The following is a 26,617-nucleotide window of genomic DNA, read 5'->3' as shown; positions in this document are numbered from 1 at the left end:
AGGTCACAGCGGTAAGGGGCGGCCTCTCCCAAAGGCCGCCCCTTAGGCGCGTCCGTGCATCCGACGGCTACAGCCGGGCGCGGGTCGCTTCCAGCAGCCGTACGACGGAGGTGTCGGCCACTTCCGGCACGTCCTCGTAGCCGAACCAGCGCAGCTCCAGGGACTCCTCGCTGATCCGCTCCGCCGCTCCGGCCGGGGCCAGGGCGGCGTACTGGACGTCGAGGTGCCGGTTGCAGGGGGACGGAATGGGGTGCCGGTCCAACCGGACCGGCCCGCCCGGCAGCAGGGTGAGCCCCGTGATGCCGGACTCCTCCATCGCCTCACGGAGCGCCGCGGCCTCCAGGGTGGTGTCCCGCGGCTCGCAGTGCCCGCCCATCTGGAGCCACATCCGCAGCTTGCGGTGCAGGGTGAGCAGCACCTTCTCCCGCTCCGGATCGATCACCAGGGCGCTGGCCGTCAGATGCCCGGCCGCGCACGCCTTCCACATGCCGTCGTCGTGGAGTGCCAGGTGGTCCAGGTAGGCCTGGCGCAGCTCCGCCTGGCCGTCCTCAGCCCCGGCCCCGTGCTCAGGGGCGTAGCCCTTCAGTACGAGGGTGGCGTCGTCGTGCAGGGTCACTGGTCGCGGCCGTCCTTGCCGTCGTCGCCGGTGTCCTTGTCCGGGGCGTCCTTCTCCTCGGCGGGCTTCTGCGGGCCCTTCGCGGCCTCGCCGAGCATCTTGTCCAGCTCGGAGAAGTCGGCCTGCTCGTGGTGGACGAAGCCGTCAGGGTCGTCCAGGTCGTGCGCCGTCGGCAGCATGTCCGGGTGCGCCCACAGGGCGTCGCGGCCCTCCAGGCCCCGGGCGTCGGTGAGCGAGGCCCACAGCCGCGAGGCGTCCCGCAGCCGGCGCGGGCGCAGCTGGAGACCGATGAGCGTGGCGAACGTCTGCTCGGCCGGGCCGCCGGACGCACGGCGCCTGCGCATCGTCTCGCGCAGGGCGTCCGACGAGGTCAGCCGGGACTTCGCGGCCTCGTGGACCACCGCGTCCACCCAGCCCTCGACGAGCGCCAGAGCCGTCTCCAGACGGGCCAGGGAGGCCTTCTGCTCAGGCGTGTCCTCGGGCTGGAACATGCCCTGCTGAAGGGCGTCCTGCAACTGCTCGGGGTTCGAGGGGTCGAACTGGCCGACGACGTCCTCCAGCTTGCTGGTGTCGACCTTGATACCGCGTGCGTACGCCTCGACGGCACCGAACAGGTGCGAGCGAAGCCACGGCACATGGGCGAAGAGCCGCTGGTGGGCGGCCTCGCGAAGGGCCAGATACAGCCGCACCTCGTCCTGCGGGACGCTGAGGTCCTTGCCGAACTGCGCCACGTTCAGCGGGAGCAGCGCGGCCTTGCCCGCCGGGCCCAACGGCAGCCCGATGTCCGTGGAACCGACCACCTCACCGGCCAGCACGCCCACGGCCTGCCCGATCTGCTGGCCGAACATGGCGCCGCCCATCGACCGCATCATGCCGATCAGCGGGCCCGCCATGGCCTGCATCTCCTCGGGCAGCACATCGCCCATCGCCAGGCCCACCCGCTCGGCCACCGGGTCGACCAGCTGCTGCCAGGCCGGCAGGGAGGCCTCGACCCACTCCGCGCGGCTCCACGCCACGGTGGAGACCGAACCGGAGGGCATCGACGTCACACCGTCCAGCCAGAGGTCCGCCAGCCGCAGCGCCTCGTCGACCGCCGTCCGCTCGGAGGGGCCGACACTCGCGTCCTTGGTGCCGTCGGCCGTCCCCTGCGAGACGGTCTGGCGGGCGATCTGCTTGGCCATGTCCCAGTTCACGGGACCGCCCTCGTAGCTCAGCATCTGGCCGAGCTGCTGGAAGGCCGCACCGAGATCGTTCGGGTTCATCGAGCCGAACATCGCGGCGAACGGGTTGTCCCCGCCCGCCCCCGGCCCGAATCCGAACGGGCCTCCGGGCCCGCCCGCGCTCTGCCCACCCTCGGTGGGGTCCTTCTTCTTGCCCTCGTCGCCGTTCTCCGGCTCCTCCGGCGGAAGGCCGAATCCGAATGGGGTGTCACTCACGGGTTTCCTCGGCTCATAGGGCCGCCGGCTCGAACCGACGGCGACTGCCCGACATCACCATCCAGCGTAGACACCACGCCCGCTTCGGGCCTCAGTGCTCCGCCGACTCCCGGCCTGCGGCAGGATGGACGCCACCTGGTACGTACGCGTCATTCGGGTACGTACTGAAGACAACCGCTGGAGACGCCCGGTGAGTTCCCCAGATCCGCAGGTTCGCGCAGCGCGAAACCTGACCGACCCCTCGCCCGAGAGCACGCCCGAGAAGAAACACCCCAGGCCCCCCAGGAACCGGGGCCCCGTCGTCGCGGTCACCGGTGCCGCCACCGGCGTCGGTGAGCTGCTGACCGCCCGCCTCGCCGCATCCGACGAGATCAAGCAGGTCATCGCGATCGACGAACGCCGCGGAGAGGTCTCCGAGGCGACCTGGCACATCCTGGACGTACGCGATCCGGCCATCGCGGAGAAGCTGCGCGGCGCGGACGTCGTCGTGCACCTGGCGCTCGACCTCGACCTGGAGACCGACCCCGCCGCCCGTACCGCCTACAACGTACGGGGCACCCAGACCGTGCTCACCGCCGCGGCCGCCGCCGGGGTCCACCGGGTCGTGCTGTGCACCTCGGCCATGGTCTACGGCGCGCTGCCCGACAACGATGTGCCGCTCTCCGAGGACGCCGAGCTCCGCGCCACCGCCGAGGCCACCGGCGTCGGCGACCTCCTGGAGATCGAACGGCTCGGCCGCCGCGCCCCCCGCGCCCACCCCGGGCTCAACGTCACCGTCGTACGCCCCACCGTCCTGGTCGGCGGCACGGACACCGCGCTGACCCGCTACTTCGAGTCACCGCGTCTCCTGGTTGTCGCCGGTTCCCGCCCCACCTGGCAGTTCTGCCATGTCGACGACCTGGTGACGGCTCTGGAGTACGCGGCCCTGGAGAAGATCGACGGCGAGTTCGCGGTCGGCTGCGACGGCTGGCTCGAACAGGAGGAGGTCGAGGAGCTCAGCGGCGTACGCCGGATGGAGCTGCCCTCCGCCGTCGCCCTGGGAGCGGCCGCCCGGCTGCACCGCATCGGGCTCACCCCGTCCCCGGCCGGCGACCTGGCGTACACGATGCATCCTTGGGTGGTCAGCGTGAGCCGGCTGCACGACGTGGGATGGCGGCCGCGGTGGACCAACGAGGAGGTCCTCGGAGCGCTCCTCGAAGAGGTCGAGGGACGCCACACGCTCGCCGGACGCCGCCTCGGCCGCAAGGACGCCACCGCCGCCACGGCCACCGCCGCCGGCGCCACGGTCGCCCTGCTCGGTACGGCTGCCCTCGTCCGCCGGGCCCGTAAGGCCCGACGCCGCATCTGAGACGGCCGGCCGCCGTCTGTAGGAGGCTCCAACGCGGCCGCGCGTCCGCCGGTCGAACAGGCAATTCCGCGATGTCGGTGCCGTACGGCACGATGGGGGCATGGCACGCACCCAGGACCACCCCGGTGAGCAGGCGGCTTCCGACCCCATCCGGCTGCTGGCGATCCGGGAGAGCGAACTCTCCGTCGACGAGGTCTTCCGTTCCGTCGGGGACGGCGCCGCGGGCGGCATCGCCCTCTTCGTCGGCACCGTGCGCAACCACGACGCCGGACAGGACGTCGGTGCGCTCGGCTACTCCTGCCATCCCTCGGCCGAGGACGAGCTGCGCCGAGTGGCGGAGAAGGTCGTCGCCGAATTCCCGGTGCGCGGCCTCGCCGCCGTCCACCGGGTGGGTGAACTGGAGGTTGGCGATCTGGCGGTGGTCGTCGCCGTCGCCTGTCCGCACCGCGCGGAGGCCTTCGCCGCCTGCCGCAAGCTCATCGACGACCTCAAGCACGAGGTTCCGATCTGGAAGCACCAGCGTTTCTCCGACGGGACGGAGGAGTGGGTCGGGGCCTGCTGAGCGCAAACCGGACCGGAGCGCATCAGCCCCGATTTGCGTAACCGCACCCCTGCCGTGAGCGTTGGTCTTCCGGATCGTTAATCTGCAGATCGATCACTCGGTCGCTCATGGGGTAGGGAGGTCGTGATGGCGGCACTCGCTTGGCTGTTGATTCCACTTTTCGCTGCTGTCGGCGGTGCGATATGGGCGAGCTGGGCTGCTCGCAACCGCACGACCGGCGATGTCGCCGAGCTCGCCGGGTACGCCAGGTTCCGTGACGCGATGGAGAAGTCGCACTCCGGTTCCGAGGCTCTCTGAGGCCGTCGAACGCCGCGTGACCACCTTCCGCCGCGCTTCGGCCGATCCCCGGACGGACCGGCCCCGACGGTGGACGGACAGGCCCTTCCCGTACTGTCGTTCCATGCCACGCCGCACCGCGACGATGCTCGCCTCCGCCCTCATCCTCATCGTGCTGTTCTGCGCAGGCCTGCTGATCAAAGTCCCGTATGCGGAGATGTCTCCCGGGCCGACTGTGAACACCCTGGGCGAGGCGCGTGGCGAGCCCGTCCTGCGGATCACCGGTCGCAAGACCTACTCGACATCCGGGCACCTCAACATGACGACGGTGCGCGTCACCGGAGCGGACTACCGGATGAACCTGGGCCAGGCCGTGTGGGGCTGGCTGGCCCACGACAGCGTCGTCGTACCGCACGACACCCTCTACCCGGACGGCAAGACCGAGGAGCAGTCCACCCAGGAGAACGCCGAGGAGTTCAGCCAGTCCCAGGAGAGCGCCAAAGTCGCCGCCCTGAAGGAGCTGGACATCCCGGTCGCCACCCAGGTCGTGGTCTCCACCGTGGTCAAGGGCACTCCTTCCGAGGGCAAACTGCACGCGGGTGACGTGATCAAGGCCGTGGACGGCGCCGTGGTCGAGGAGCCCGCTGACGTCGCCGAGCTCGTCACCAAGCACCAGCCCGGCGAGGACGTCACCTTCACCATCGTCCCGGCGAAGGAGGCGGCCGCCGCGGAGAAGGCCGGCCGGGCACCCGAGGGCAGCCGGAAGATCACCATCACCACCGAGAAGGCGCCCCCCGCGGAGGAGGGCGGCAAGGAGCGGGCGGTCGTCGGGATCAGGGCCGGGACCGACCACACGTTCCCGTTCGACATCGACATCGAGCTCGCGGACGTCGGCGGCCCCAGCGCCGGGCTGATGTTCTCCCTGGGCATCATCGACAAGCTCACCCCCGGCAACCTGACCGGCGGAAAGTTCGTCGCGGGCACCGGAACCATCGACGACGCGGGCAAGGTCGGCCCGATCGGCGGGATCAACATGAAGCTCGTCGGGGCCCGCGAAGCGGGCGCCCGCTACTTCCTCACGCCCGACGACAACTGCGCGGCGGCCGCCTCGGACACCCCGGACGGGCTGACTCTGGTCAGGGTCAAGAACCTCGACGACGCCAGGAAGTCGCTGGAGCAGATCAGCGCCGGGAAGACCGACGCGCTGCCGAGCTGCTCGGCAGGCTGACAGCGCGTCGGGAAGCGGACGGCGGGCCCGTCAGGACTCGAACGTCGCCGCGAGGGCCTCGGCCAGCCCCGGCACCAGACCCGCACCGGTCAGCACCTCGGTGGGGGAGTCCTTCTCGCGCAGCCGCACGGCGGACTCACGCGCCCCGTCCCGCAGCACGGCCACCGTCATCCGCACCTCCTGCCGGTCGGGGTGCTTGGCGACCCACTGGGTGAGCTGCCTGTCGCTGAGCCCTTCCGGTACGGAGGCCTCGGCGGACGGCGGCAGCATCAGCCGCTCCACGGTCATGGCGCAGCCGGCCACGGAATCGGGCCAGGCGATGGTGCCGAGGAAATCGTCCAGGGCGGTACCGGCGGACAGCTCCTCCTGCTCGATCGGTGTGAGGGATGCGGTCGTCGAGGCTGCGTCGTCCAGCCCGAGCTGAGCGGCCAGACCCGGCTCCTGGACCCGCAGCCGGGCGGTGTCGACCAGGGCGAACAGCCGGGCGGGCTGGTCCCAGCCGAGAGTGGAGGCATAGGCGTCGATTTCGAGGACGGCGACGGTGAGCGGGCTCGCTGCCATCGGGGGTCCTGCGGGGGAAACGTTGGGCATGGGCAATATCCTGCCTCCTTCGGCCCCGGTATCGGGAACTAGGTAAAGCTTCAGTAAGTTGCATAGGTGGGTTCTAGGACCGCTGGGCCCGCTCCACACGACCGCGAACTTCGAGGTGCGCACGTTGGCTTTCCAGATGCCGGACCGCGGCGGAGGCCCGACCGGGCCACGGATCAGTGTCGGCCGCCCGTCCCGGCGCGTCCGCACCCTGCTCATGACCTTGGGGGTCCTGGCGGTTCTCGCCATGGCCTTCGTCATGTTCGCCGGGTTCTGGACGGACTGGCTCTGGTACCGGTCGGTCGCGTATTCCTCCGTCTTCACCACCACCCTGTGGACCAAGATCGGGCTGTTCCTCGTCTTCGGACTGGTGATGGCCCTGGCCATCGGCGTGAACATCTGGCTCGCGCACCGGCTCAGGCCGCCGCTGAGCGCGATGTCGCTGGAGCAGCAGAGCCTGGACCGCTACCGGATGAGCGTCGCCCCCTTCAAGAAGTGGGTGCTGCTCGCCGTCACCGCGCTCGTCGGACTGATCGCCGGAGCATCCGCCTCCGGCCAGTGGCGTACCTGGCTGATGTACGTCAACGGGGTGCCGTTCGGCACGAAGGACCCCCAGTTCAAGCTGGACGTCGCCTTCTACGCCTTCGACCTCCCGTGGTACCGCTTCCTGCTGGGCTTCGGCTTCGCGGCGACCGTGCTCTCGCTGATCGCCGCCGCCCTGACCCACTACCTGTACGGCGGGCTGCGCATCACCAGCCCCGGCGCCCGCGCCACCGGCGCGGCCACCGGTCACCTCTCGGTGCTGCTCGGCATCTTCGTCTCCCTGAAGGCCGTGGCCTACTGGCTCGACCGGTACGGGCTCGCGGTGAAGTCCAGTGACTTCAAGGCCGCGGAGAACTGGACGGGCCTGCGGTACGTCGACGCGAACGCCTATCTCCCGGCGAAGACCATCCTCTTCTGCATCGCGGCGATCTGCGCGGTGCTGTTCTTCGCGACGCTGTGGCGCCGCACCTGGCAGCTGCCGGTCATCGGCTTCGGCCTGATGGTCCTCTCGGCGATCCTGATCGGGGGGCTCTACCCGGCGATCGTGCAGAAGTTCCAGGTCCAGCCGAACGAGCAGGCCAAGGAAGCGCCGTTCATCCAGAAGAACATCGACGCGACACGCGATGCGTACGACATCGACGACGCGGTGATGGAGGACTACGCGGGCCAGGCCACCACGGGCGACGACACCGAGCTGCGGGCCGCCGCCAACACGGCCGCCAGCTACCGCGTGATGGACCCCAACGTCGTCTCCCCCGCCTTCCAGCAGCTCCAGCAGCGCAGGAACTACTACCAGTTCCCCAAGACGCTGGACGTCGACCGCTACAAGGGCAAGGACGGCAAGGAGCAGGACACCGTCATCGGCCTGCGTGAGCTGAACATCCAGGGCCTGCCCAAGCGGAACTGGATCAACGACCACTTCACGTACACCCACGGCTACGGCGCCATCGCGGCCCGCGGCACCACCACCGGCACCAACCCGACGGGGTCCCCGGACTTCATCGAGTCGGGTCTGCCGTCCACCGGTGAGTTCGGGAAGTACGAGCAGCGGATCTACTACGGCGAGAAGACCGAGCAGTACTCCATCGTCGGCGGGCCCCAGAAGGAGCTCGACTACGAGGAGGACGGTGAGAAGACCACCAGCTACGAGGGCGACAGCGGGGTCAGCCTCTCCAACTCCTTCAACCGCGCCGCGTACGCGGTCTCGTTCAGCGAGCCGCAGATCATGTACTCGGGAGCCATCGGTGACGGCTCGCGCATCCTGTACAACCGCACGCCCAAGGAGCGCGTCGAGGCGGTCGCCCCGTGGTTGACCATCGACGGCGACGCCTACCCGGCGGTCGTCGACGGCCGGATCCAGTGGATCGTCGACGCCTACACCACGACGAACGGCTACCCGTACGCCTCGCGGACGACGCTCGGCGACACCACGGCCGACTCGCTGACCACCAACCAGCGCGCGGTCGTCGCCCAGCAGAACCAGGTCAACTACATCCGCAACTCGGTGAAGGCCACCGTCGACGCGTACGACGGCAAGGTCAAGCTCTACGAGTGGGACACCAAGGACCCGGTCCTCAAGACCTGGCGCAAGGCGTTCCCGGGCACGGTGGAGGCCCGCTCGAAGATCCCGCAGACGCTCATGGACCACCTGCGGTACCCGCAGGACCTCTTCAAGGTCCAGCGCGAGCTGCTCACCCGCTACCACGTCGAGGACCCCGCGCAGTTCTACAGCGGCTCCGACGCGTGGCAGGTGCCGGACGACCCGACCAACAAGGAGCCCGGTTCCGTCCCGCCGTACTACCTGTCCATGAAGATGCCGGGCCAGGACCAGCAGGCGTTCTCGCTGACCACCACGTTCACCCCGAGGGGGCGCCCGAACCTCGGCGCCTTCATGGCGGTGAACGCGGACGCGGCCAGCAAGGACTACGGCACGATGAGACTGCTGCGGGTCACCTCCACGGTGAAGGGCCCGGGCCAGGTACAGAGTGAGCTCAACGGTAACGACGACGTCGCCGAGTTCGTGAGGAACCTCAAGGGCACGGACTCCGACATCGAGTACGGCAACCTGCTGACGGTGCCGCTCGAAGGCGGCTTCCTCTACATCGAGCCCGTCTACACGCGCGGTGGCACACAGAACTACCCGCTGCTGCGCAAGGTGGCCGCCTCGTACGGTTCGAAGATCGTCTTCGAGAACAACCTGGGAGACGCGCTCAACGCGGTCTTCGGGGTCGACGGCGACGCCGACACCACCCCGTCCGACCCCAGTGAGCCGCCGGGTGACACCACCAAGCCGCCGGCCACCGGCAGCGACGCGCTCAAGAGGGCCATCGCGGACGCCCAGAAGGCGTACGAGGACGGTGAGGCGGCGCTGAAGGAGCAGGACTGGCCGGCCTACGGCAAGGCCCAGGACGCGCTCCAGGAAGCTCTGGAGCGGGCGGCCAAGGCTCAGCCCGCGGGCGGTGCCGAGGGCGACAAGGCCGATACTCCGGAGAAGGACGACGGAGCCGACGCGGCCAAGAAGCCCGATGAGGGCGACGGGGCCGAGCAGGGCGGCGACCAGGGCACCTGAGAAAGCACCACCCCGCGTCGTGGTACGGTTTGAACACAACGACGCGGGGTGGAGCAGCTCGGTAGCTCGCTGGGCTCATAACCCAGAGGTCGCAGGTTCAAATCCTGTCCCCGCTACTGAAGGACGAAGGCCCGGATCCTATGGATCCGGGCCTTCGCCGTGTCGTCGTGTCTTTCTTGTTCCGTGGGCGTGAAGTGCGGTTCGCTGGGCACCAGTTGGGTTCCGACGTGTTTGACTTGTCTCTCTGTGGGCATGTCGACAAAACGCTGAAGTGACCTCACTGACCGCGATATACCAGGTGTACGCGGGTTACAGGTGGTGCGACGATGGTATTTATGGGGGACAGGGCAACTCTGTTGGAGACAGGGCGGTTTGTGCAGCGGCGCGGCCAGAAGGCGGACAAGGTGGCAGATGCGGCCTTCGCCGCCGTCATCGCCGGGGCGGCCGGAGCGAGCGCGAGCACACCCGGACCACGGGACGCCACCACCGCTGGTGAGGCAGGGCCCGCCGTCGAGGCGCCGACCAGGGGCAGGGGGCGTACCACGAGCGAGACCACCGCGACGGTGGGACACGTGCGCGCGGACGCCGCGTACGCCACCGGCGCCACGGGCGTGACCACGCCGGACGCGGGCACCACGGATGTCGACGCGGGCACCACGGACGCCGTCGACGCGGCGGACAGCGCCGAGACCGAGGCGCGCCACCGCCGGGCCGCCGAAGCCGGGGACACCGCGTCCATGAGCGTGCTGGGCGCGCTGCTGCTGCGCCGGGGCGAGCTGGACGGCGCCGAGACCTACCTCCGCGCCGCCACCGCCGACGGCGACCGGGCCGCCGCCAACAACCTGGGCGTCCTGCTGCACCAGCGGGGCTACCCGGACGAGGCCGCCGGCTGGTGGCGCATCGCGGCGGTGGCCGGATCCGCCGCCGCCGCGCACGCGCTGGGCCGCCACTTCCGCGAGCGCGGGGACGAGCCGGGCGCGGAGTACTGGCTGCGCCAGTCCGCCGAGCAGGGCCACGCGCTGGGCGCCTACGCGCTGGCCGACCTCCTGGAGCACCGCGGCGACATCGGCGCCGAGCGCTGGCTGCGCGCCGCCGCCGAGCAGGGCCACCGGGAGGCCGCCTACCGGCTGGCCCGCACTCTGGAGCGGAACGCGGTCGAGGACCCGCACGACGCCTTCGGCCTGGGCCGGGGCGCGGGGCGAACGGGCCTCGGCCTCTCTGCCGACCCGGCCGTCCCCGACGCCCTGACGACGGGCGCGAAGGGGGAGAAGGGCGGAGCCGGCGGCGACAGCCCCGTGGCCGGCCCCGCCGCGGGCCGGGTCGGTGAGGCCGAGCAGTGGTATCGCCGTGCCGCCGCCCGGGGGCACCGCCGTGCCGCCCTGCACCTCGGCGCGATCCTGGAACAGCGCGGCGAGCTCAAGGAGGCGGGCCGCTGGTACCTCACCGCCGCCAAGGACGGAGAGGCCCGCGCCGCCTGCGCGCTGGGCTTCCTGCTGCGCGACGCGGGCGACGAGGAGAGCGCCGCCGTGTGGTGGCTGCGCGCTGCCCAGGACGGTGACGGCAACGCGGCCAACGCGCTGGGCGCCCTGCACGCGGCGCGCGGCGAGCAGCAGACCGCCGAGCGCTGGTACCGGGCCGCCATGGACGCCGGTGACGTCAACGGCGCGTACAACCTCGGCCTGCTCTGCGCCGCCCAGGACCGTACACCGCAGGCCGAGCAGTGGTACCGCCGCGCCGCCTACGCCGGGCACCGGGAGGCCGCCAACGCGCTCGCCGTGCTGCTCCTCCAGGCCGGTGACCACACCGGCGCCGAGCCCTGGTTCTCCAAGGCGGCCGAGGCGGGCAGCGTGGACGCCGCCTTCAACCTCGGCATCCTGCACGCCGGGCGCGACGAGGACCGTACGGCGCTGGGCTGGTACCAGCGGGCCGCGGCGGCCGGGCACACCGACGCCGCGCTCCAGGTCGCCATGGCCCTGCTGCGCGACGGCGAGGACCGGGAGGCCGAGCGCCACCTGCGCTGCGCCGCGGGCGGCGGCAGCGCCGAGGCGGCGTTCCGGCTGGCCGGGGTGCTCGACGCCCGCCAGCCGCCGCCGGGCCCGCCCGCGCTGGGCGAGCCGGTGCCGGAGAAGACCGAGTGCGAGGAGTGGTACGAGCGGGCCGCCCAGCAGGGCCATCGCCGCGCCCAGGTCCGGGTCGGCATGCTCGCCGCCGCGCGCGGGGACGTGGAGAGCGCCGCCCACTGGTACCGGGAGGCAGCCGAGGCCGGCAGCCGCAACGGCGCCTTCAACCTGGGGCTGCTCCTGGCCCGTGAGGGCAGCGAGCGTGAGGCCGCCCTGTGGTGGAGCCGCGCCGCCAACGCCGGTCACGGGCGGGCCGCGCTGCGGCTGGCGCTGCTGGCCGCGCGCCGGGGCGAGCTCACCGAGGGCCAGCGCTGGTGCGCGCGGGCCGTGGAGCTGGGACCGGCCGAGGTGGCCGAGCGGGCGGCCCGGCTGCGCGACGCTCTCCACCAGGAGCTGACCGCGTAACGCCGGAACGCACCGCGTCATGCAGCAGCTCACCACGTAACACCGGGGGCGGACCGGTCTCTCGGAGGCCGGTGTGAAGGAATTTGCGCCGTTCGACCTGCTGACGTAATGTTGCATTCACCGACGCGGGGTGGAGCAGCTCGGTAGCTCGCTGGGCTCATAACCCAGAGGTCGCAGGTTCAAATCCTGTCCCCGCTACTGCAGAGCGAAGGCCCGGATCTCGACAGGAGATCCGGGCCTTCGTCATGTCCGGGAACGGGCCGGGGAGGATCAAAGACCCGGGCCCGCCTCAAGGGGGCGGGCCCGGCACCGGCTCACGCGGCAACGGCGCAGCCAGGACAGAGCCCCCGGTACGTCACCTCGACGCCGGAGACCGTGAAGCCGTAGCGCTCCTCCGCCGGCAGGTCCGCCAGCGGGTTGCCCGCCGGGTGCACGTCCCGGATGGCGCCGCACCGGCCGCAGATCAGGTGGTGGTGCGGGCGGTGCGCGTTCGGGTCGTACCGCTTCGCCCGGCGGTCGGTGGAGACCTCCAGCACCTCACCGAGGGACACCATCTCGCCGAGGGTGTTGTAGACGGTGGCGCGCGAGATCTCGGGCAGCTTGTCGACGGCCCTCGCGTGGACCTCGTCGGCCGTCAGGTGCACGTGGTCCCCGTCGAGGACCTCGGCCACGACACGCCGCTGTGCCGTCATGCGCCAGCCGCGTCCACGGAGTCGTTCCAGCAGGTCGCTCATGGAGCCCAGCCTAACAGTGGAGGGAGCGAGTCCCGATCGGGTGTGACTTTGGATGTTCACTTGACTTAGACATTGTCTATTGTAGGATCGGAAACGGCATTAGCCAAGGGACAGGGCTGTACAGGCAACAGAAGGCTGTGCAGGACATGACGCAGGAGGCGCACGTGACGCAGGGACCGCTCACCACGGAGGCCGGGGCTCCGGTCGCGGACAACCAGAACAGCGAGACCGCGGGCGTCGGCGGTCCCGTTCTCGTCCAGGACCAGGCGCTGCTGGAGAAGCTCGCCCACTTCAACCGGGAGCGCATCCCGGAGCGCGTCGTGCACGCCCGCGGCGCCGGCGCGTACGGCACCTTCACCCTGACCCGCGATGTGTCGCAGTGGACCCGGGCGAAGTTCCTCTCCGAGGTCGGCAAGCAGACCGAGACGTTCCTGCGCTTCTCCACCGTCGCCGGCAACCTCGGCTCCGCCGACGCCGTGCGCGACCCGCGCGGTTTCGCGCTGAAGTTCTACACCGAGGAGGGCAACTACGACCTCGTCGGTAACAACACCCCGGTGTTCTTCATCAAGGACGCCATCAAGTTCCCCGACTTCATCCACACCCAGAAGCGCGACCCGTACACCGGCTCGCAGGAGGCGGACAACGTCTGGGACTTCTGGGGCCTTTCGCCCGAGTCGACGCATCAGGTGACCTGGCTCTTCGGTGACCGCGGCATCCCGGCCACGCTGCGCCACATGAACGGGTACGGCTCGCACACCTTCCAGTGGAACAACGAGGCTGGCGAGGTCTTCTGGGTCAAGTACCACTTCAAGACCGACCAGGGGATCAAGAACCTCACCACCGAGGAGGCCGTCCGGCTCTCCGGCGTCGACCCCGACAGCCACCAGCGCGACCTGCGTGAGGCGATCGAGCGCGGCGACTTCCCGTCCTGGACGGTGCAGGTCCAGATCATGCCGGCGGCGGACGCGGCGACGTACCGCTTCAACCCGTTCGACCTCACCAAGGTGTGGCCGCACGCGGACTACCCGCCGATCGAGATCGGCAAGCTGGAGCTCAACCGCAACCCGGAGAACATCTTCGCCGAGGTCGAGCAGTCGATCTTCAGCCCCGCGCACTTCGTGCCGGGCATCGGCCCGTCCCCGGACAAGATGCTCCAGGGCCGTCTCTTCGCGTACGGCGACGCCCACCGCTACCGCGTCGGCATCAACGCCGACCACCTGCCGGTGAACCGCCCGCACGCCACCGAGGCGCGTACCAACAGCCGGGACGGCCACCTCTACGACGGCCGCCACCAGGGCGCGAAGAACTACGAGCCGAACAGCTTCGGCGGTCCCGTCCAGACGGACCGCCCGCTCTGGCAGCCCGTGCCGGTCAGCGGCACCACCGGCAACACCGAGGCCCCCGGCCACGCCGAGGATGACGACTTCGTGCAGGCCGGCAACCTCTACCGGCTCTTCTCCGAGGACGAGAAAGCCCGGCTGATCGACAACCTCGCCGGGTTCATCTCCCAGGTCTCGCGCGACGACATCGCCGAGCGCGCGATCGACAACTTCCGCCAGGCGGACGGTGACTTCGGCAAGCGGCTCGAGGCCGCGGTCCAGGCCCTTCGCGGCTGACCGGTCGCTCGCCGTCGACGGTGGGCCGGCTCCCCTCGCGGGGATCCGGCCCACCGGGCGTTCGCGGGGATGTCCCGCCTACCGGCAGGGCGCCTCCACGCCGATGCGGGACGCCCCTACGCCGACCCGGCGGCCGCCACCGCACGACGGTGGGTCGGCGCCCAGCAGCGGATGATGTCGCGCACCGACACGATGCCCACCGGCCCGTGGTCGTCCAGCACGATCAGGTGCCGGAACCCGCCGTGCGTCATGGCTTCCGCGGCCTCCTCCAGGGTCCAGGCCGGGGCGGCGAACACCACGTCGGTCGTGGTGTGGGCGGACGCGGTCTCCAGGTCGGGGTTCTGGCCCGACCCGATCGCGTTGAGGATGTCGCGCTCGGTGATGATCCCGAGCCCGCAGGTGTCCGGGTCGTGGACGACGGCCGCCCCGATACGGCGGGCCGACATCAGCCGGGCGGCCTGGCGGAGCGTATGGGTGGGGCCGATGGTGAGGACCACCGTGCTCATGGCGTCACGTACGAGCATGAAACGAGCCACCTCCTCGGTGTGCCGACTCTGTGAGTCGATTCACAAGTTCACAAGTGGGGGGACTCTCAGAGTTGCACCCCTGGGGCGGGCCGACAAGGGGTGGACCGGGCGCGCACCGGGGGAGTGCGTGAGCGCGTGCACCCTCCCCGGGCGCCCGGTGAGCAGCAGGGGGGCTCAGTAGCGCTGGTTGAGGTAGCCCAGCAGTTCGTCGTGGAGCAGGCCGTTCGACGCGGCCCCGTTGGCGCCGCCGGGCCCGTCGGTCCCGTCCAGGTCGGTGAACCGGCCGCCCGCCTCCTGGACGATGATCGCGTTCGCCGCCATGTCCCAGAGCGAGAGCTCCGGCTCCGCGCAGATGTCCACGGAACCCTCGGCGACCATCATGTACGGCCAGAAGTCCCCGTACCCCCGAGTCCGCCAGCAGGCCCGCGTCAGGTCGAGGAAGCCGTCCAGGCGGCCCTGCTCCTCCCAGCCGCTCAGCGAGGAGAACGCGAACGAGGAGTCCGCGATCGTCTCCACCTTGGACACCTGCAGCCGGGTCGCGGAGGTGAGACTGCGCCCGGAGTACGCCCCGGCGCCCTTCGCCGCCCACCAGCGCCGGTTCAGCGCCGGCGCGGAGACGACCCCGACCACCGGCTGGAAGCCGTTCTCCCCGGCCTCCATCAGCGAGATCAGCGTCGCCCACACCGGCACGCCGCGGACGTAGTTCTTGGTGCCGTCGATCGGGTCGATCACCCAGCGCCGCGGCCCGGTGCCCTCGACCCCGTACTCCTCGCCCAGAATCGCGTCACGCGGGCGGGCCCGATGCAGATGGCCGCGGATCAGCTCCTCGGCGGCCTTGTCGGCCTCGCTCACCGGCGTCATGTCCGGCTTGGTCTCCACCTTCAGGTCGAGAGCCTTGAACCGGTCCATGGTCGCCGCGTCGGCGGCGTCCGCCAGTACATGGGCGAGGCGCAGATCATCGTGGTAATCGGGCATGCCGTCACAGTATCCAGCGGTACGGGGGAGGAGCCACCGGCCCCCGGGCCTCGGCCCGAAGCCACGGACCGTACGCGGCCCCTTGACAGTCGGCATGAGCGCCTCAACTCTGAACCGCAGGCCCCTGGCACGGCCCCGGGCGTGGGAGGCGGCGATGCCGACAGCGCGAGAAGCCCTGCTGGACGCCGCCCTCAGGGCGCTCGCCGACCGGCCCTGGCGCACGGTGCGGATGGTCGACGTCGCCGCGCTGGCCGGTGTCTCGCGGCAGACCCTCTACAACGAGTTCGGCACCAAGGGCGGCCTGGCCACCGCCCTGTTACGCCAGGCCGCCGACGGCTATCTGACCGGCGTGGACCGCGCACTGACGGCTCCCGCGCCGGATCATCCGGCCGCCGTGGCGCACTGGACCGTACGGGCCGCCGGTACGGATCCGCTGGTCAAGGGACTGCTCACCGGGCTCTGGGACGAGGGGCTGCCCCGCCCGGGCCGCGATGTCCCGGGTCCGGGGGAACTGCTCGGGCTGGCCAGGAACCGCATGGCGGCCGCGTCGCATCCGAGGTCGCCGGCGGACTGCGAGAGGGCCCTGCGGCTCGCACTCTCCTACGTGATCGTGCCGTGCCCGCCCGGCGGGCGGGCGGCGCCGGGAGTCAGTGGGTGGAGCCGGACAGCTGGAGTCCGATCACTCCGATGATCACCAGCGAGATCGACACCAGCTTCAGCGTCGAGACCAGGTCACCGAGGAAGACCATGCCGTAGATCGCCGTCCCCGCGGCGCCGATGCCGGTCCAGACCGCGTACGCCGGTCCGACGTCCAGCTTCTTCAGGGCCATCGTCAGAAGGCCGAAACTGCCCAGGGCGAAAGCGGCGAACGCGATGGTCGGCCAGAGCCGGGTGAAGCCGTGCGAGAGCTTCAGGCAGACGGCGAAACCGGTCTCCAGCAGCCCGGCGACCACGACCAGCAGCCATGCCATCGTCCGTTGCCTCCTGCGTAGGTGACTGGTCGCACCGATCGGTCCCGCACGGTGCGATTATGCCTTTACCAATCGTTGAAACTGGCAAACATGCCCGGGGCGCACCGGCCGAATACCGCCAGTCCGCAGCCGGCCGAAGCCGACCGCCCCCGCCGCCGTCTCAGTCGCCCTCGCGCCGTTCGCGGGTCGAGAGCAGCCGGCGCAGGGAGTCGAGCCGCGCCGGGTCCGCGTGCCCCTCGGCCACCCAGGCGTCCAGCGCGCACTCCGGCTGGTCCTCGTCGTGGGTGCAGCCGCGCGGGCAGTTCTCGGTGCCCGGCTGGAGGTCGGGGAAGGCGTTGATGACGCGCGACGGGTCGACGTGGTGCAGCCCGAACGACCGTACGCCGGGGGTGTCGACGACCCAGCCGCGGCCGTCGGGCAGCGGCAGGGCGAGCGCGGACGTGGTGGTGTGCCGGCCGCGGCCGGTGACCGCGTTGACGATGCCGGTGGTCCGCCGCCGGTCCTTCGGCACCAGTGCGTTGACCAGGGTCGTCTTGCCGACCCCGGAGTGCCCGACGAAGGCGGTGATCTTGCCCTCCAGCTGCTCGCGCACCCGGTCCGCCGCGCCGCCGCTCTCCAGCTCCTCGCGGTTGGTCACGATGTACGGGACGCCGAGCGGGGTGTACGCCTCCAGCAGCTTGTCCGGCGAGGCCAGGTCGGACTTGGTCAGTACCAGCAGCGGGGTGAGGCCGCCGTCGTACGCCGCCACCAGACAGCGGTCGATCATGCGCGGGCGCGGCTCCGGGTCGGCCAGCGCGGTGACGATCGCGAGCTGGTCGGCGTTGGCGACGACCACGCGCTCGTAGGGATCGTCGTCGTCGGCCGTGCGGCGCAGCACCGTACGGCGCGAGGCGATGCGCACGATCCGGGCGAGGGTGTCCTTCTCGCCGGACAGATCCCCGACGATGGAGACGGTGTCGCCCACCACGGCGGCCTTGCGCCCCAGTTCGCGGGCCTTCATCGCCACCACGGTCCGGCCGTCGACGAGGCAGGTGAGCCGGCCCCGGTCGACGGTGAGGACCATGCCGTCCTCGGCGTCCTCGTGCTTGGGCCGGATGTGTGTACGCGGCCGGTTGCCCTTGCGGTTGGGGCGGACGCGGATGTCGTCCTCGTCGGGGTTCTTCCCGTAGCGGCGCATGTCCTAGACCCCGAGCATTCCGGTCCACATGTCCGGGAAGTCCGGCAGGGTCTTGGCGGTCGTGCCCACGTTCTCGATCTCCACGCCCTTCACCGCGAGGCCGATGATCGCCCCGGCGGTGGCCATGCGGTGGTCGTCGTACGTGTGGAAGACACCGCCGTGCAGCGGGCGCGGGCGGATGCGCAGCCCGTCGGCCGTCTCGGTGACGTCGCCGCCCAACTCGTTGATCTCCTTGGTGAGCGCGGCCAGCCGGTCCGTCTCGTGGAGCCGCAGGTGGGCGACGCCGCTCAGCGTGGAGGGGGAGTCGGCCAGCGCCGCGACCGCCGCGATGCCCGGGGTCAGCTCGCCGACCTCGCCGAGGTCCACGTCGATGCCGTGGATCCGGCCCGTACCGGTGAAGGTCAGACCGCGCTCGGTCAGCTCGCAGCTGCCACCCATCGCGGTGAAGATCTCCCGCAGCGCGTCACCCGGCTGGGTGGTCCGCTCGGGCCAGTCGGGGATGGTGACCTTGCCCCCGGTCACCAGCGCGGCGGCCAGGAACGGCTGGGCGTTGGAGAGGTCCGGCTCGATCGTCAGGTCCCGGCCGAGCAGCGCGGAGGGGGAGACCCGCCACACGTTCGGCTCGCCGCCCGTCTCCGGCTCGTCCACCTGCGCGCCGACGGCCCGCAGCATGTCCACGGTCATCCGGATGTGCGGCATCGAGGGGAGGACGGAGCCGGTGTGCCGGACCTCCACGCCCTGGTTGAAGCGCGGCCCCGACAGCAGCAGCGCCGAGACGAACTGCGAGGACGACGACGCGTCGATCGCCACCGGGCCGCCGTCCAGCGCCCCGCCGCCGTGCACGGTCAGCGGCAGCGCGCCGCGCCCGTCGTCCTCGATCCGCGCGCCCAGCGCCCGCAGCCCCTCGATCACGCCGGTCAGCGGCCGCTCGTAGGAACGGGGGTCGCCGTCGAAGTGGACCGGCCCGTCGGCCAGCGTGGCGACGGGCGGCAGGAAGCGCATGACGGTGCCGGCGTTGCCGACATCGACGGTGACCGGGCCGTGCAGCCCCGCCGGGATGACCCGCCAGGCCTCGCCGGAGCCGTCGGGCTCGCCCGCCACGGTGGAGCTGGAGGAGATGGTCTCCTCGATGCCGACGCCCATCGCGCGCAGCGCCTGGGCCATCAGGAGGGTGTCGCGGGAGCGCAGCGGGCGGCGGAGCCAGCCCGGCTCGGAGGCCAGCGACGCCAGTACGAGCGCCCGGTTGGTGACCGATTTGGAGCCGGGCACGGTGACGGTCGCGTCGACGGCTCCACTCGCGTGAGGTGCGGGCCAGAGGGCGGGGTGCACGGAACTCTCGGTCATGGTCCTTACTTTAGTGGCTCCCTGCCCGGCCCGGTTCGTCAACAAAAGGTCGAAAACCGTCCCGTAACGAAACAATGGTACGGACCGGAGGCACGCCTCCCCGATCCCCGGGCGCCTCCGGATCTCACCAGCCCAGCAGCCAGCGCCCGCCGCCGATCAGCGAGCACAGCGACACCGCGTGGAAGAGGAAGAGCCACAGCACAGCGGGGGCGTGCGTCAGCCGGGCCAGCTGGTCCGCGTCGGAGTCCGGGGCGCCCCCGAAGCGCCGCTTCGACTGGAGCTCGAAGGGCGGCCGCACCCCGCCCAGCAGCAGGAACCAGACCACCGCGTACGCGAACGCCGACTGCACGTCCGACGAGGTCAGCCAGGACACCAACAGGAACGCCGTGCCGGTCAGGATGACGGTGAGCGCCCCGTACACATTGCGGATCATCACCAGCATCGCGGCGAGCAGCGCCGTGGCGATCCACAGGAGCAGCGTGATCCGGCCGTTGGTCAGCAGCCAGGCGCCGCCCAGACCCAGCAGCGAGGGGGCCGTGTAGCCGGCCGCGGCGGTGAGGATCATGCCGATCCCCGTCGGCTTGCCGCGGCTCACCGTGAGGCCGCTGGTGTCCGAGTGCAGCCGGATGCCCGACAGCTGGCGCCCGGTGAGCAGGGCCACCAGGCCGTGGCCGCCCTCGTGCGCGATGGTGATGGTGTTGCGCGCGAGGCGCCATATCGGATTCGGCGCGACGGCGATGAGCGCCAGGGCGGCCGTCATCACCACCAGCCACTGCTCGGGTGCGGGCTGGGTGCCGGTGAGGCGATCCCACAGATCGCCCAGTTCGGTGCTGTTCATCGGCCGGGCGACTCCTTGCGGCAGGGGCGGGCGGTCGTGGCAGTCTGGCACTTATGTGCGGACGGTATGCGGCGAGTCGGCGGCCCGAGGACCTGACCGGACTTTTCGGGGTCGAGAAGTGGGAACCCACCGAAACCCTGGAGCCGGACTGGAACGTGGCGCCGACCAAAGAGGTCTACGCGGTACTGGAGCGTCCTGTTAAGGACGCGGACGACCAGCGTCCGGTTCGCCAGTTGCGGGCCCTGAAGTGGGGGCTCGTGCCCTCCTGGTCCAAGACCCCCGAGGGCGCGGCCCGGATGATCAACGCCCGCGCCGAGACCGTGCACGAGAAGCCGTCCTTCCGCCGTGCCTTCGCCCAGCGCCGCTGCATCCTGCCCGCCGACGGCTACTACGAGTGGGTCACCGGTGCGCAGGAGCGGCAGCTGGAGGAGGAGAAGGGCAGGAAGCGGGCGCGCAAGCAGCCCTACTTCGTGACCCCCGCCGACGGCTCGGTCTTCGCGATGGCCGGACTGTACGAGTTCTGGCGCGATCCGACCCTCCCCGGCGACCATGAGAACGCCTGGTGGGTGACGTGCTCGGTGATCACCACCGAGGCCGAGACCACCCCCTTGGCCGTCGCCCCCGCCGAAGGCCCCGGCGCGCTCGCCGACATCCACCCCAGGATGCCGCTGATGCTCACCGCGGACCGCTGGGACACCTGGCTTGACCCCTCGCACACCGGCGTGGACGAGCTGCGCGCGCTGCTGGAGCCGCCGCCCGGCGGGCTGATGCGCGCCTACCCGGTCGCCACCGCCGTCAGCAACGTCCGCAACAACGGGCCGGAACTGCTGGAGGAACTGGCCGCGCCGGAGGAGTCCACGCTGTTCTGAGCGGCGGGCGGGGGAGGATGGCGCGGTGAGCCGTCAACCACGTACGCAGAACGTCACCACCGACGCCGGTGACGCCCGGATCACCTGGGTCCGCGCGTCCGCGCCCCGCCTCGTGCTCGCCGTGGGCCACGGGGCCGGCGGCGGCATCGAGGCCCGGGACCTGAAGGCCCTCGCCGCCTTCCTGCCCGCCCACGGGGTCACCGTCGCCCTGGTGGAGCAGCCCTGGCGGGTGGCCGGCAAGAAGCTGGCCCCCGCCCCGAAGACCCTGGACACCGGGTGGCGCGGGCTGTGGCCCGCCCTGGCCGCACCCGGGTTGCCCGTCGTCGCCGGAGGCCGCAGCGCCGGGGCCCGGGTCGCCTGCCGGACCGCCACCGAGCTGGGCGCGGCGGCCGTCCTCGCCCTCAGCTTCCCGCTCCACCCGCCGGGCAGGCCGGAGAAGTCCCGGGCCGAGGAGCTGCTGGGCACGGGTGTGCCCACCCTGGTGGTCCAGGGCGGCAACGACCCGTTCGGGCGACCGGAGGAGTTCCCGCCCGGCGCGTACGAGCTGGCGGAGGTGCCGTACGGCGACCACGGCTTCGCCGTACCGAAGAAGTCCGGGCTGAGTGAGGCCCAGGCGATGGACCTCCTCACCGGAGCGGTCACCGGATGGCTCACGTCCCTCGGGTGACACGGACCACGGGAATGCGGCGTACGGGGACGCTGTTGTTCGGGACGTCGGTACAACAACGTCGTACGTGGAGAGGGAGTCCGTCGCATGGGTTCGACCATCTGCCCCAGCCGCTCGAACGCCGCTGACCTGGAGTGGACCGTGCTCCCTGCGGCGAAGACCACTCGTGAGCGGCCGACGGGCGGCGCTGATCGGCAGCCCGTCTCCAGGCAAGGTCGACTATTCTCCGAGGCGAGCGGGTCCGGTTTCGGCTCCGCCACATCGTTGGAGGAGGTGGGTCCGGTCACTGGGACCGACACAGGGACCGACGACGGCCGTGCACCGGAGACGACCGCCGAGCGCAACGCGCGCTTCGAGCGGGACGCCCTCGGCTTTCTCGACCAGATGTACTCGGCCGCGCTGCGCATGACGCGCAACCCCGCCGATGCCGAGGACCTGGTCCAGGAGACCTACGCGAAGGCGTACGGCTCCTTCCACCAGTTCCGTGAGGGCACGAACCTCAAGGCGTGGATGTACCGCATCCTCACCAACACCTTCATCAACTCGTACCGCAAGAAGCAGCGCGAGCCCCAGCGGAGTGCCGCTGAGGAGATCGAGGACTGGCAGCTGGCGCGCGCCGAGTCGCACATGTCGACCGGTCTGCGCTCCGCCGAGTCCCAGGCCCTCGACCACCTGCCGGACTCCGACGTGAAGTCGGCGCTCCAGGCGATTCCCGAAGAGTTCCGCATCGCCGTCTACCTCGCCGATGTGGAGGGCTTTGCCTACAAGGAGATCGCGGACATCATGGGGACACCCATCGGTACGGTGATGTCCCGGCTGCACCGCGGCCGCCGTCAGCTGCGCGGCATGCTGGAGGACTACGCCCGTGAGCGCGGGCTCGTCGCAGCCGGTGCCGGTGACTCGGACGATCGGAAGGGCTCGACCTCATGAGCTGCGGAGAGCCGCACGAGACGGACTGCTCGGAGGTCCTCGACCATCTCTACGAGTTCCTCGACCGGGAGATGCCCGAGGGCGACTGCACGAAGTTCGAGGTGCACTTCGAGGAGTGCTCCCCGTGCCTGGAGAAGTACGGCCTGGAGCAGGCCGTGAAGAAGCTGGTCAAGCGCTGCTGCGGTCAGGACGAGGTCCCGACCGACCTGCGCTCCAAGGTGATGGGCCGGATCGACCTGATCAGGGCCGGCGAGGCCGTGCCCGAGCAGGACATCACCGTCGGCGGCACGGACCAGGCCGCGACCGCGCGCGAATAGCCACCGGGCGGAGGGCAGCACCCCGCCCGCCCTCCGTGCCGCCGCCCTTCCCCGCGCCCCCGGTCACCCGCCGCAGCCGGCGGAGATCCTCGCGAGAGTCCTCGGCCGGGGCGGTCTGACCCGGGCCGGGGCTGGGTAACCCATGGGTAATGAGCGGGCGTCCGGCCGGGCATGGTTGGATGCGAAGCAGAGCGGAAAACGAGGGTGTCCAGTCGGGACAGGCGGGAATCGTGAGGATCTTCGGGAAGGTACGGCATCGGCCGTCCGCCTCTTGGCGGCAGGCCACGGACCGCGCGTTCACGCTGATCGGCGACGGCCGGTACGAGGACGCGGGGGCGCTGCTGACGCGTGCGGCGGATCTGGAGCCCTGGCTCTCGGAGTCCTGGTTCAATCTGGCGCTGCTGCACAAGTTCCGGCACGACTGGGAGCAGGCGCGCGCGGCGGGCCTGCGGGCGGTCGCGCTGCTGGACCGTGAGTCCGGCGCCCCGGACTGGTGGAACGTCGGCATCGCGGCCACCGCCCTCCAGGACTGGCCGCTGGCGCGCCGGGCCTGGCAGGCGTACGGCCTCAAAGTGCCCGGCTCCGGGCTGAACAGCGCGGCCACCACCGAGCCCACCGGTATGGAGCTGGGCAGCGCCGCGGTGCGGCTCTCGCCCGAGGGCGAGGCCGAGGTGGTCTGGGGGCGCCGGCTCGACCCGGCCCGGATGGAGGTCCTCTCCATCCCGCTGCCGTCCTCCGGGCGGCGCTGGGGCGAGGTCGTGCTGCACGACGGGGTGCCCAACGGCGAGCGGGTCACCGCCGCCGGACCCTCGTATCCGGTGTTCGACGAGATCGAGCTGTGGGCGCCCTCCCCGGTGCCGACCTGGGTGGTGCTGCTGGAGGCGGCCACCGAGGAGGACCGGGACGCGCTGGAGAAGCTCGCCTCGGACGCCGGGTTCGCCGCCGAGGACTGGTCCTCCTCCGTACGGCTGCTGTGCCGGGCCTGCTCGGAGAGCCGGATGGAGAGCGACGAGGGCGACGGAGAGCACCTGGACCCGCACGACCACAGCGAGCCGGGCCACCCGGGACCGCTGGGCCACCGGACCGCGGGCGCCGGTGACCTGTGGGTCCCCGAGCGCGAGTGCGGTCTCGCGGCCCCGGCCGGGCTGGTGCGCGGGTTGCTGGACGGCTGGGTCGCCGACAGTCCGGACAGCCGTGAGTGGCGGGATCTCGAAGAAGTCTGCTGACCGCTGCCCGTAGGCTGTACGCGCACCGATCGCGGTGCTGTTCCTCCCGTGGTTCCCGGGTCTCCCCAGGGTCCGGCGGGGTCACCGAGTTCAGGTTTTGCAGGAAGGCGCACGGCGGACATGTCGCAGCAGGAGACGGACGGGCGGATCGGCGTGGACGACGAGGGGTTCATCGTCGACACCGAGGACTGCGAGGAGCGCGAGGCCGCGTACCGGGCGCGCGGCACGTCGCGTCCGATCACGGTCGTGGGCAACCCGGTGCTGCACAAGGAGTGCAAGGACGTCACCGAGTTCGGCGACGAGCTGGCGCAGCTGATCGACGACATGTTCGCCAGCCAGAAGACGGCCGAGGGTGTGGGCCTGGCGGCCAACCAGATCGGCGTGGACCTCAAGGTCTTCGTCTACGACTGCCCGGACGACGACGGCAAGCGGCACACCGGTGTGGTCTGCAACCCGGTCCTGGAGGAGCTGGCACCCGAGGCGCGGGTGCTGGACGACTCCAACGAGGGGTGCCTCTCGGTCCCGACCGCCTACGCCTCCCTCGCCCGCCCCGACTACGCCGTGGTGCGCGGCCAGGACGCCCAGGGCAATCCGATCAAGGTGCGCGGCAGCGGCTACTTCGCGCGCTGCCTCCAGCACGAGACGGACCACCTGTACGGCTACCTGTACATCGACCGGCTCTCCAAGCGCGACCGCAAGGACGCGCTCCGGCAGATGGAAGAGGGCACACCGCGCTACGAGACCGTCCCGAACGACTGAGGACGCCGTACGTGTAGGTGTACGAGTACGCGTGCGTACGCCCAGGAGGGGGCCCGGCGCCGGGGATCGGGGCCGGGCCCTGGGCTTGTGCCACTGGTTGGACAACTGGCGTTTTCCGAGGGGTAGTTGACGCGCGTCGACTCCTGGGCCAGGCTCGCCTGGACACCGCCCGTGACGTTCAGAGGGAGACCCCCTGTGCTGAGACGTACCGCACGCGTTCTGCTCGGATTTGTCATGACCATTTCATTCGCACTGGGCGGGGCGGTGCTGACCGCCGGCCCCGCGCAGGCCGACGGCTGCTACACCTGGACCCGTACGCTCGCGCCGGGATCCACCGGCAACGACGTCACCCAGCTCCAGCTCCGCGTGGCCGGATGGCCCGGGTACGACTCCGTGCTCGCCATCGACGGCTCCTACGGCCCGGCCACCACCGCCGCCGTCAAGCGGTTCCAGGCGGCCTACGGGCTGGCCGCCGACGGGATCGCGGGCCCGGCCACCCAGAACAAGATCTACGCGCTCCAGGACAACGACTGCACGCCGATCCACTTCACCTATCCCGAGCTCAACCAGTGCAACAGCACCTGGGCCGGTGGTGCGGTCGCGGCGGGCACGGCCAAGGCCAACGCGCTGAGCAGCATGTGGAAGCTGGAGGCGCTGCGCCACGCGCTGGGAGACCAGTCGATCCGCGTCACCAGCGGATTCCGCTCCTACTCCTGCAACTCGGCCGTCGGCGGAGCGAGCAACAGCCGTCACCTGTACGGCGACGCGGTCGACCTCGGCGCCTCGCCCCACTCCCTGTGCACGCTGGCCAAGCAGGCCCGCTACCACGGTTTCCGGGGCATCCTCGGCCCCGGCTACTCGGGCCACAATGACCACGTGCACGTCAACCAGGGGTCCAGCCGCTTCTGGTCGGCCCCCAGCTGCGGCATCTGATCCCCCTGAAGTTGTCGGCCGTGCCCGGCGTCCGCCCTCAGGCGACGTCGGGCACGGTGCTCGCCGGTCCCCGGAAGGTCCGGCGGTAGGCGTTCGGCGTCGTCCCGAGCGTGCGCACGAACTGGTGGCGCAGGGTCGCCGCCGTCCCGAACCCCGTCTGCCCCGCGATCGTGTCGATCGTCCGGTCGGAGGTCTCCAGCAGGTGCTGGGCCAGCAGCACCCGCTGGCGCAGCAGCCAGCGGTACGGGGTCGTCCCGGTCTCCTGCTGGAAGCGGCGGGCGAAGGTACGCGGCGACATGTGCGCCAGGGCCGCCAACCGCTCCACCGTCATCTCCTGGTCCAGGTGGTGCTCCATCCACGCCAGCGTGGAGCCGACCGTGTCGCAGGCGTTCCGGGGCAGCGGGCGGCTGATGTACTGCGCCTGGCCGCCGTCCCGGTGCGGCGGCACCACCATGCGCCGGGCGATCGTGTTGGCCGCCTCCTGGCCGTACGCCTGGCGGACCAGGTGGAGGCAGGCGTCGATGCCGGAGGCGGTCCCGGCCGAGGTGATGACGGGGCCCTCGTCCACGTAGAGCACGTCCGGTTCCACGACCGCCTTCGGGTAGCGGCGGGCCAGCTCCGCCGTGTGGCGCCAGTGCGTCGTGCAGCGGCGGCCGTCCAGCAGTCCCGCCGCTCCGAGGACGTACGCGCCGGAGCAGACGCTCAGCACCCGTGCCCCGCGCTTTACGGCCCGGCGCAGGGCGTCGAGGACCTCTTCCGGGTACTCCCGCTCCATGAAGTTGCTGCCTGCCGGTACGGCGACGAGGTCGGCCTCCTCCAGCCGTTCCAGGCCGTGGGGCGTGCTGATGGTGAAGCCCGCGTGAGTCCGGAGCACCGGGCCCTCGGCGGAGACGACGGCGAAGTCGTGGACCGGCAGCCCCTCTTCACTGCGGTCGAGGCCGAAGACCTCGCTCAGCACGCCGAGTTCGAAGGGGTGGACCTCGTCGAGCAGTAGGACGGCGACGTTTTTCAGCATGGAGTCAGTGTGGCAGTAATTCGATGCT

Annotated in this window: 26 protein-coding genes and 2 tRNA genes; 17 read left to right on the top strand and 11 right to left on the bottom strand. The window is 71.1% G+C overall.

Annotated elements, in window-relative coordinates; all coding sequences use genetic code 11:
- Nucleotides 1-67: 67 nt before the first annotated feature.
- On the bottom strand, nt 68-616 hold the full coding sequence (locus AMK21_RS16465; RefSeq protein WP_073878551.1) for an NUDIX hydrolase: 549 nt from the start codon (nt 614-616) through the stop codon (nt 68-70).
- Nucleotides 613-2,052 carry a zinc-dependent metalloprotease gene (locus AMK21_RS16460; RefSeq protein WP_073878549.1) on the bottom strand — a complete coding sequence of 480 codons (1,440 nt, stop codon included), beginning with the start codon at nt 2,050-2,052 and terminating at the stop codon, nt 613-615. Before AMK21_RS16460 ends, AMK21_RS16465 begins: the two co-directional genes overlap by 4 nt.
- 190 nt (nt 2,053-2,242) lie before the next feature.
- Between AMK21_RS16460 and AMK21_RS16455 the strand changes: the two genes are divergently transcribed.
- The 4 genes from AMK21_RS16455 (at nt 2,243) to AMK21_RS16445 (ending at nt 5,466) form a co-directional block, all read left to right on the top strand.
- Complete coding sequence (locus AMK21_RS16455; protein ID WP_073878547.1) at nt 2,243-3,400, top strand: SDR family oxidoreductase; 1,158 nt, start codon at nt 2,243-2,245, stop codon at nt 3,398-3,400.
- Nucleotides 3,401-3,500: 100 nt separating this feature from the next.
- On the top strand, nt 3,501-3,962 hold the full coding sequence (locus AMK21_RS16450) for a molybdenum cofactor biosynthesis protein MoaE (protein ID WP_073878545.1): 462 nt from the start codon (nt 3,501-3,503) through the stop codon (nt 3,960-3,962).
- Nucleotides 3,963-4,088: 126 nt separating this feature from the next.
- Complete coding sequence (locus AMK21_RS35425) at nt 4,089-4,259, top strand: hypothetical protein (RefSeq protein WP_199863208.1); 171 nt, start codon at nt 4,089-4,091, stop codon at nt 4,257-4,259.
- Between the two features lie 103 nt (nt 4,260-4,362).
- Nucleotides 4,363-5,466, top strand: a complete 1,104-nt coding sequence (locus tag AMK21_RS16445) for a PDZ domain-containing protein (RefSeq protein ID WP_073878543.1) — start codon at nt 4,363-4,365, stop codon at nt 5,464-5,466.
- 30 nt (nt 5,467-5,496) lie between these two features.
- On the opposite strand, the gene AMK21_RS16440 is transcribed toward AMK21_RS16445, so the two are convergent.
- On the bottom strand, nt 5,497-6,057 hold the full coding sequence (locus tag AMK21_RS16440; protein ID WP_234421955.1) for a PPA1309 family protein: 561 nt from the start codon (nt 6,055-6,057) through the stop codon (nt 5,497-5,499).
- A 136-nt stretch (nt 6,058-6,193) separates the two neighbouring features.
- Between AMK21_RS16440 and AMK21_RS16435 the strand changes: the two genes are divergently transcribed.
- The 4 genes from AMK21_RS16435 to AMK21_RS16420 all read left to right on the top strand — a co-directional run bounded on the left by AMK21_RS16435 (nt 6,194) and on the right by AMK21_RS16420 (nt 11,889).
- Entirely contained in the window at nt 6,194-9,166 is a 2,973-nt protein-coding gene (locus AMK21_RS16435; RefSeq protein ID WP_073878540.1) for a UPF0182 family protein, read from the top strand.
- A 42-nt stretch (nt 9,167-9,208) separates the two neighbouring features.
- Nucleotides 9,209-9,282 (top strand) — tRNA-Met (locus AMK21_RS16430).
- A 210-nt stretch (nt 9,283-9,492) separates the two neighbouring features.
- Entirely contained in the window at nt 9,493-11,691 is a 2,199-nt protein-coding gene (locus tag AMK21_RS16425; protein WP_073878538.1) for a tetratricopeptide repeat protein, read from the top strand.
- Nucleotides 11,692-11,815: 124 nt separating this feature from the next.
- A tRNA-Met gene (locus AMK21_RS16420) sits at nt 11,816-11,889 on the top strand.
- A 116-nt stretch (nt 11,890-12,005) separates the two neighbouring features.
- On the opposite strand, the gene AMK21_RS16415 is transcribed toward AMK21_RS16420, so the two are convergent.
- The gene (locus AMK21_RS16415; RefSeq protein ID WP_073878536.1) at nt 12,006-12,425 is read right to left on the bottom strand and encodes a Fur family transcriptional regulator; all 420 of its coding nucleotides are present in this window, start codon (nt 12,423-12,425) and stop codon (nt 12,006-12,008) included.
- Between the two features lie 146 nt (nt 12,426-12,571).
- Between AMK21_RS16415 and AMK21_RS16410 the strand changes: the two genes are divergently transcribed.
- On the top strand, nt 12,572-14,041 hold the full coding sequence (locus AMK21_RS16410; RefSeq protein WP_073879176.1) for a catalase: 1,470 nt from the start codon (nt 12,572-12,574) through the stop codon (nt 14,039-14,041).
- Between the two features lie 116 nt (nt 14,042-14,157).
- On the opposite strand, the gene AMK21_RS16405 is transcribed toward AMK21_RS16410, so the two are convergent.
- Both AMK21_RS16405 and hisN read right to left on the bottom strand, forming a co-directional pair.
- Nucleotides 14,158-14,565 carry a cyclic nucleotide-binding/CBS domain-containing protein gene (locus tag AMK21_RS16405; protein WP_073878534.1) on the bottom strand — a complete coding sequence of 136 codons (408 nt, stop codon included), beginning with the start codon at nt 14,563-14,565 and terminating at the stop codon, nt 14,158-14,160.
- Between the two features lie 177 nt (nt 14,566-14,742).
- A complete protein-coding gene (hisN, locus tag AMK21_RS16400) occupies nt 14,743-15,543 on the bottom strand; it encodes a histidinol-phosphatase (RefSeq protein ID WP_073878532.1) in 801 nt (266 codons plus the stop codon).
- A gap of 154 nt (nt 15,544-15,697) precedes the next feature.
- Between hisN and AMK21_RS16395 the strand changes: the two genes are divergently transcribed.
- The gene (locus AMK21_RS16395) at nt 15,698-16,234 is read left to right on the top strand and encodes a TetR/AcrR family transcriptional regulator (RefSeq protein ID WP_073878530.1); all 537 of its coding nucleotides are present in this window, start codon (nt 15,698-15,700) and stop codon (nt 16,232-16,234) included.
- Here the strand turns inward: AMK21_RS16395 and AMK21_RS16390 are convergent.
- The 4 genes from AMK21_RS16390 to AMK21_RS16375 all read right to left on the bottom strand — a co-directional run bounded on the left by AMK21_RS16390 (nt 16,191) and on the right by AMK21_RS16375 (nt 19,873).
- Nucleotides 16,191-16,514 (bottom strand): DMT family transporter, encoded by a 324-nt coding sequence (locus tag AMK21_RS16390; RefSeq protein ID WP_073878529.1) that lies wholly within the window; start codon nt 16,512-16,514, stop codon nt 16,191-16,193. The two genes, AMK21_RS16395 and AMK21_RS16390, sit on opposite strands and share 44 nt — an antisense overlap.
- A gap of 160 nt (nt 16,515-16,674) precedes the next feature.
- Nucleotides 16,675-17,691 (bottom strand): ribosome small subunit-dependent GTPase A, encoded by a 1,017-nt coding sequence (gene rsgA / locus AMK21_RS16385; protein WP_073878527.1) that lies wholly within the window; start codon nt 17,689-17,691, stop codon nt 16,675-16,677.
- Nucleotides 17,692-17,694: 3 nt separating this feature from the next.
- Nucleotides 17,695-19,035 (bottom strand): 3-phosphoshikimate 1-carboxyvinyltransferase, encoded by a 1,341-nt coding sequence (gene aroA, locus AMK21_RS16380; RefSeq protein WP_073878526.1) that lies wholly within the window; start codon nt 19,033-19,035, stop codon nt 17,695-17,697.
- A gap of 124 nt (nt 19,036-19,159) precedes the next feature.
- Nucleotides 19,160-19,873 (bottom strand): M50 family metallopeptidase, encoded by a 714-nt coding sequence (locus tag AMK21_RS16375; RefSeq protein ID WP_073878525.1) that lies wholly within the window; start codon nt 19,871-19,873, stop codon nt 19,160-19,162.
- Between the two features lie 53 nt (nt 19,874-19,926).
- Here AMK21_RS16375 and AMK21_RS16370 point away from each other — a divergent pair, with 53 nt between their 5' ends.
- The 7 genes from AMK21_RS16370 to AMK21_RS16340 all read left to right on the top strand — a co-directional run bounded on the left by AMK21_RS16370 (nt 19,927) and on the right by AMK21_RS16340 (nt 25,574).
- Nucleotides 19,927-20,742 carry an SOS response-associated peptidase gene (locus AMK21_RS16370; RefSeq protein WP_073878523.1) on the top strand — a complete coding sequence of 272 codons (816 nt, stop codon included), beginning with the start codon at nt 19,927-19,929 and terminating at the stop codon, nt 20,740-20,742.
- A gap of 25 nt (nt 20,743-20,767) precedes the next feature.
- Nucleotides 20,768-21,409, top strand: coding sequence for an alpha/beta family hydrolase (locus AMK21_RS16365; RefSeq protein ID WP_073878522.1), 642 nt, complete (start codon nt 20,768-20,770; stop codon nt 21,407-21,409).
- 273 nt (nt 21,410-21,682) lie between these two features.
- Nucleotides 21,683-22,339 carry a sigma-70 family RNA polymerase sigma factor gene (locus AMK21_RS16360; RefSeq protein ID WP_018510075.1) on the top strand — a complete coding sequence of 219 codons (657 nt, stop codon included), beginning with the start codon at nt 21,683-21,685 and terminating at the stop codon, nt 22,337-22,339.
- A complete protein-coding gene (rsrA, locus tag AMK21_RS16355) occupies nt 22,336-22,656 on the top strand; it encodes a mycothiol system anti-sigma-R factor (protein ID WP_018510074.1) in 321 nt (106 codons plus the stop codon). Before AMK21_RS16360 ends, rsrA begins: the two co-directional genes overlap by 4 nt.
- Before the next feature lie 230 nt (nt 22,657-22,886).
- On the top strand, nt 22,887-23,882 hold the full coding sequence (locus AMK21_RS16350; protein ID WP_030561019.1) for a tetratricopeptide repeat protein: 996 nt from the start codon (nt 22,887-22,889) through the stop codon (nt 23,880-23,882).
- Nucleotides 23,883-24,002: 120 nt separating this feature from the next.
- Nucleotides 24,003-24,641 (top strand): peptide deformylase, encoded by a 639-nt coding sequence (def, locus tag AMK21_RS16345; RefSeq protein ID WP_073878519.1) that lies wholly within the window; start codon nt 24,003-24,005, stop codon nt 24,639-24,641.
- 195 nt (nt 24,642-24,836) lie between these two features.
- A complete protein-coding gene (locus AMK21_RS16340) occupies nt 24,837-25,574 on the top strand; it encodes a D-Ala-D-Ala carboxypeptidase family metallohydrolase (RefSeq protein WP_073878517.1) in 738 nt (245 codons plus the stop codon).
- Between the two features lie 37 nt (nt 25,575-25,611).
- On the opposite strand, the gene AMK21_RS16335 is transcribed toward AMK21_RS16340, so the two are convergent.
- On the bottom strand, nt 25,612-26,589 hold the full coding sequence (locus AMK21_RS16335) for a GlxA family transcriptional regulator (protein ID WP_073878515.1): 978 nt from the start codon (nt 26,587-26,589) through the stop codon (nt 25,612-25,614).
- Nucleotides 26,590-26,617 lie beyond the last annotated feature (28 nt).

The organism is Streptomyces sp. CB00316 (assembly GCF_001905595.1).
Taxonomy (GTDB): domain Bacteria; phylum Actinomycetota; class Actinomycetes; order Streptomycetales; family Streptomycetaceae; genus Streptomyces.
The sequence above is the reverse complement of the archived record's forward strand: the minus strand, read 5'-3'. Positions and strand labels throughout refer to the sequence as shown.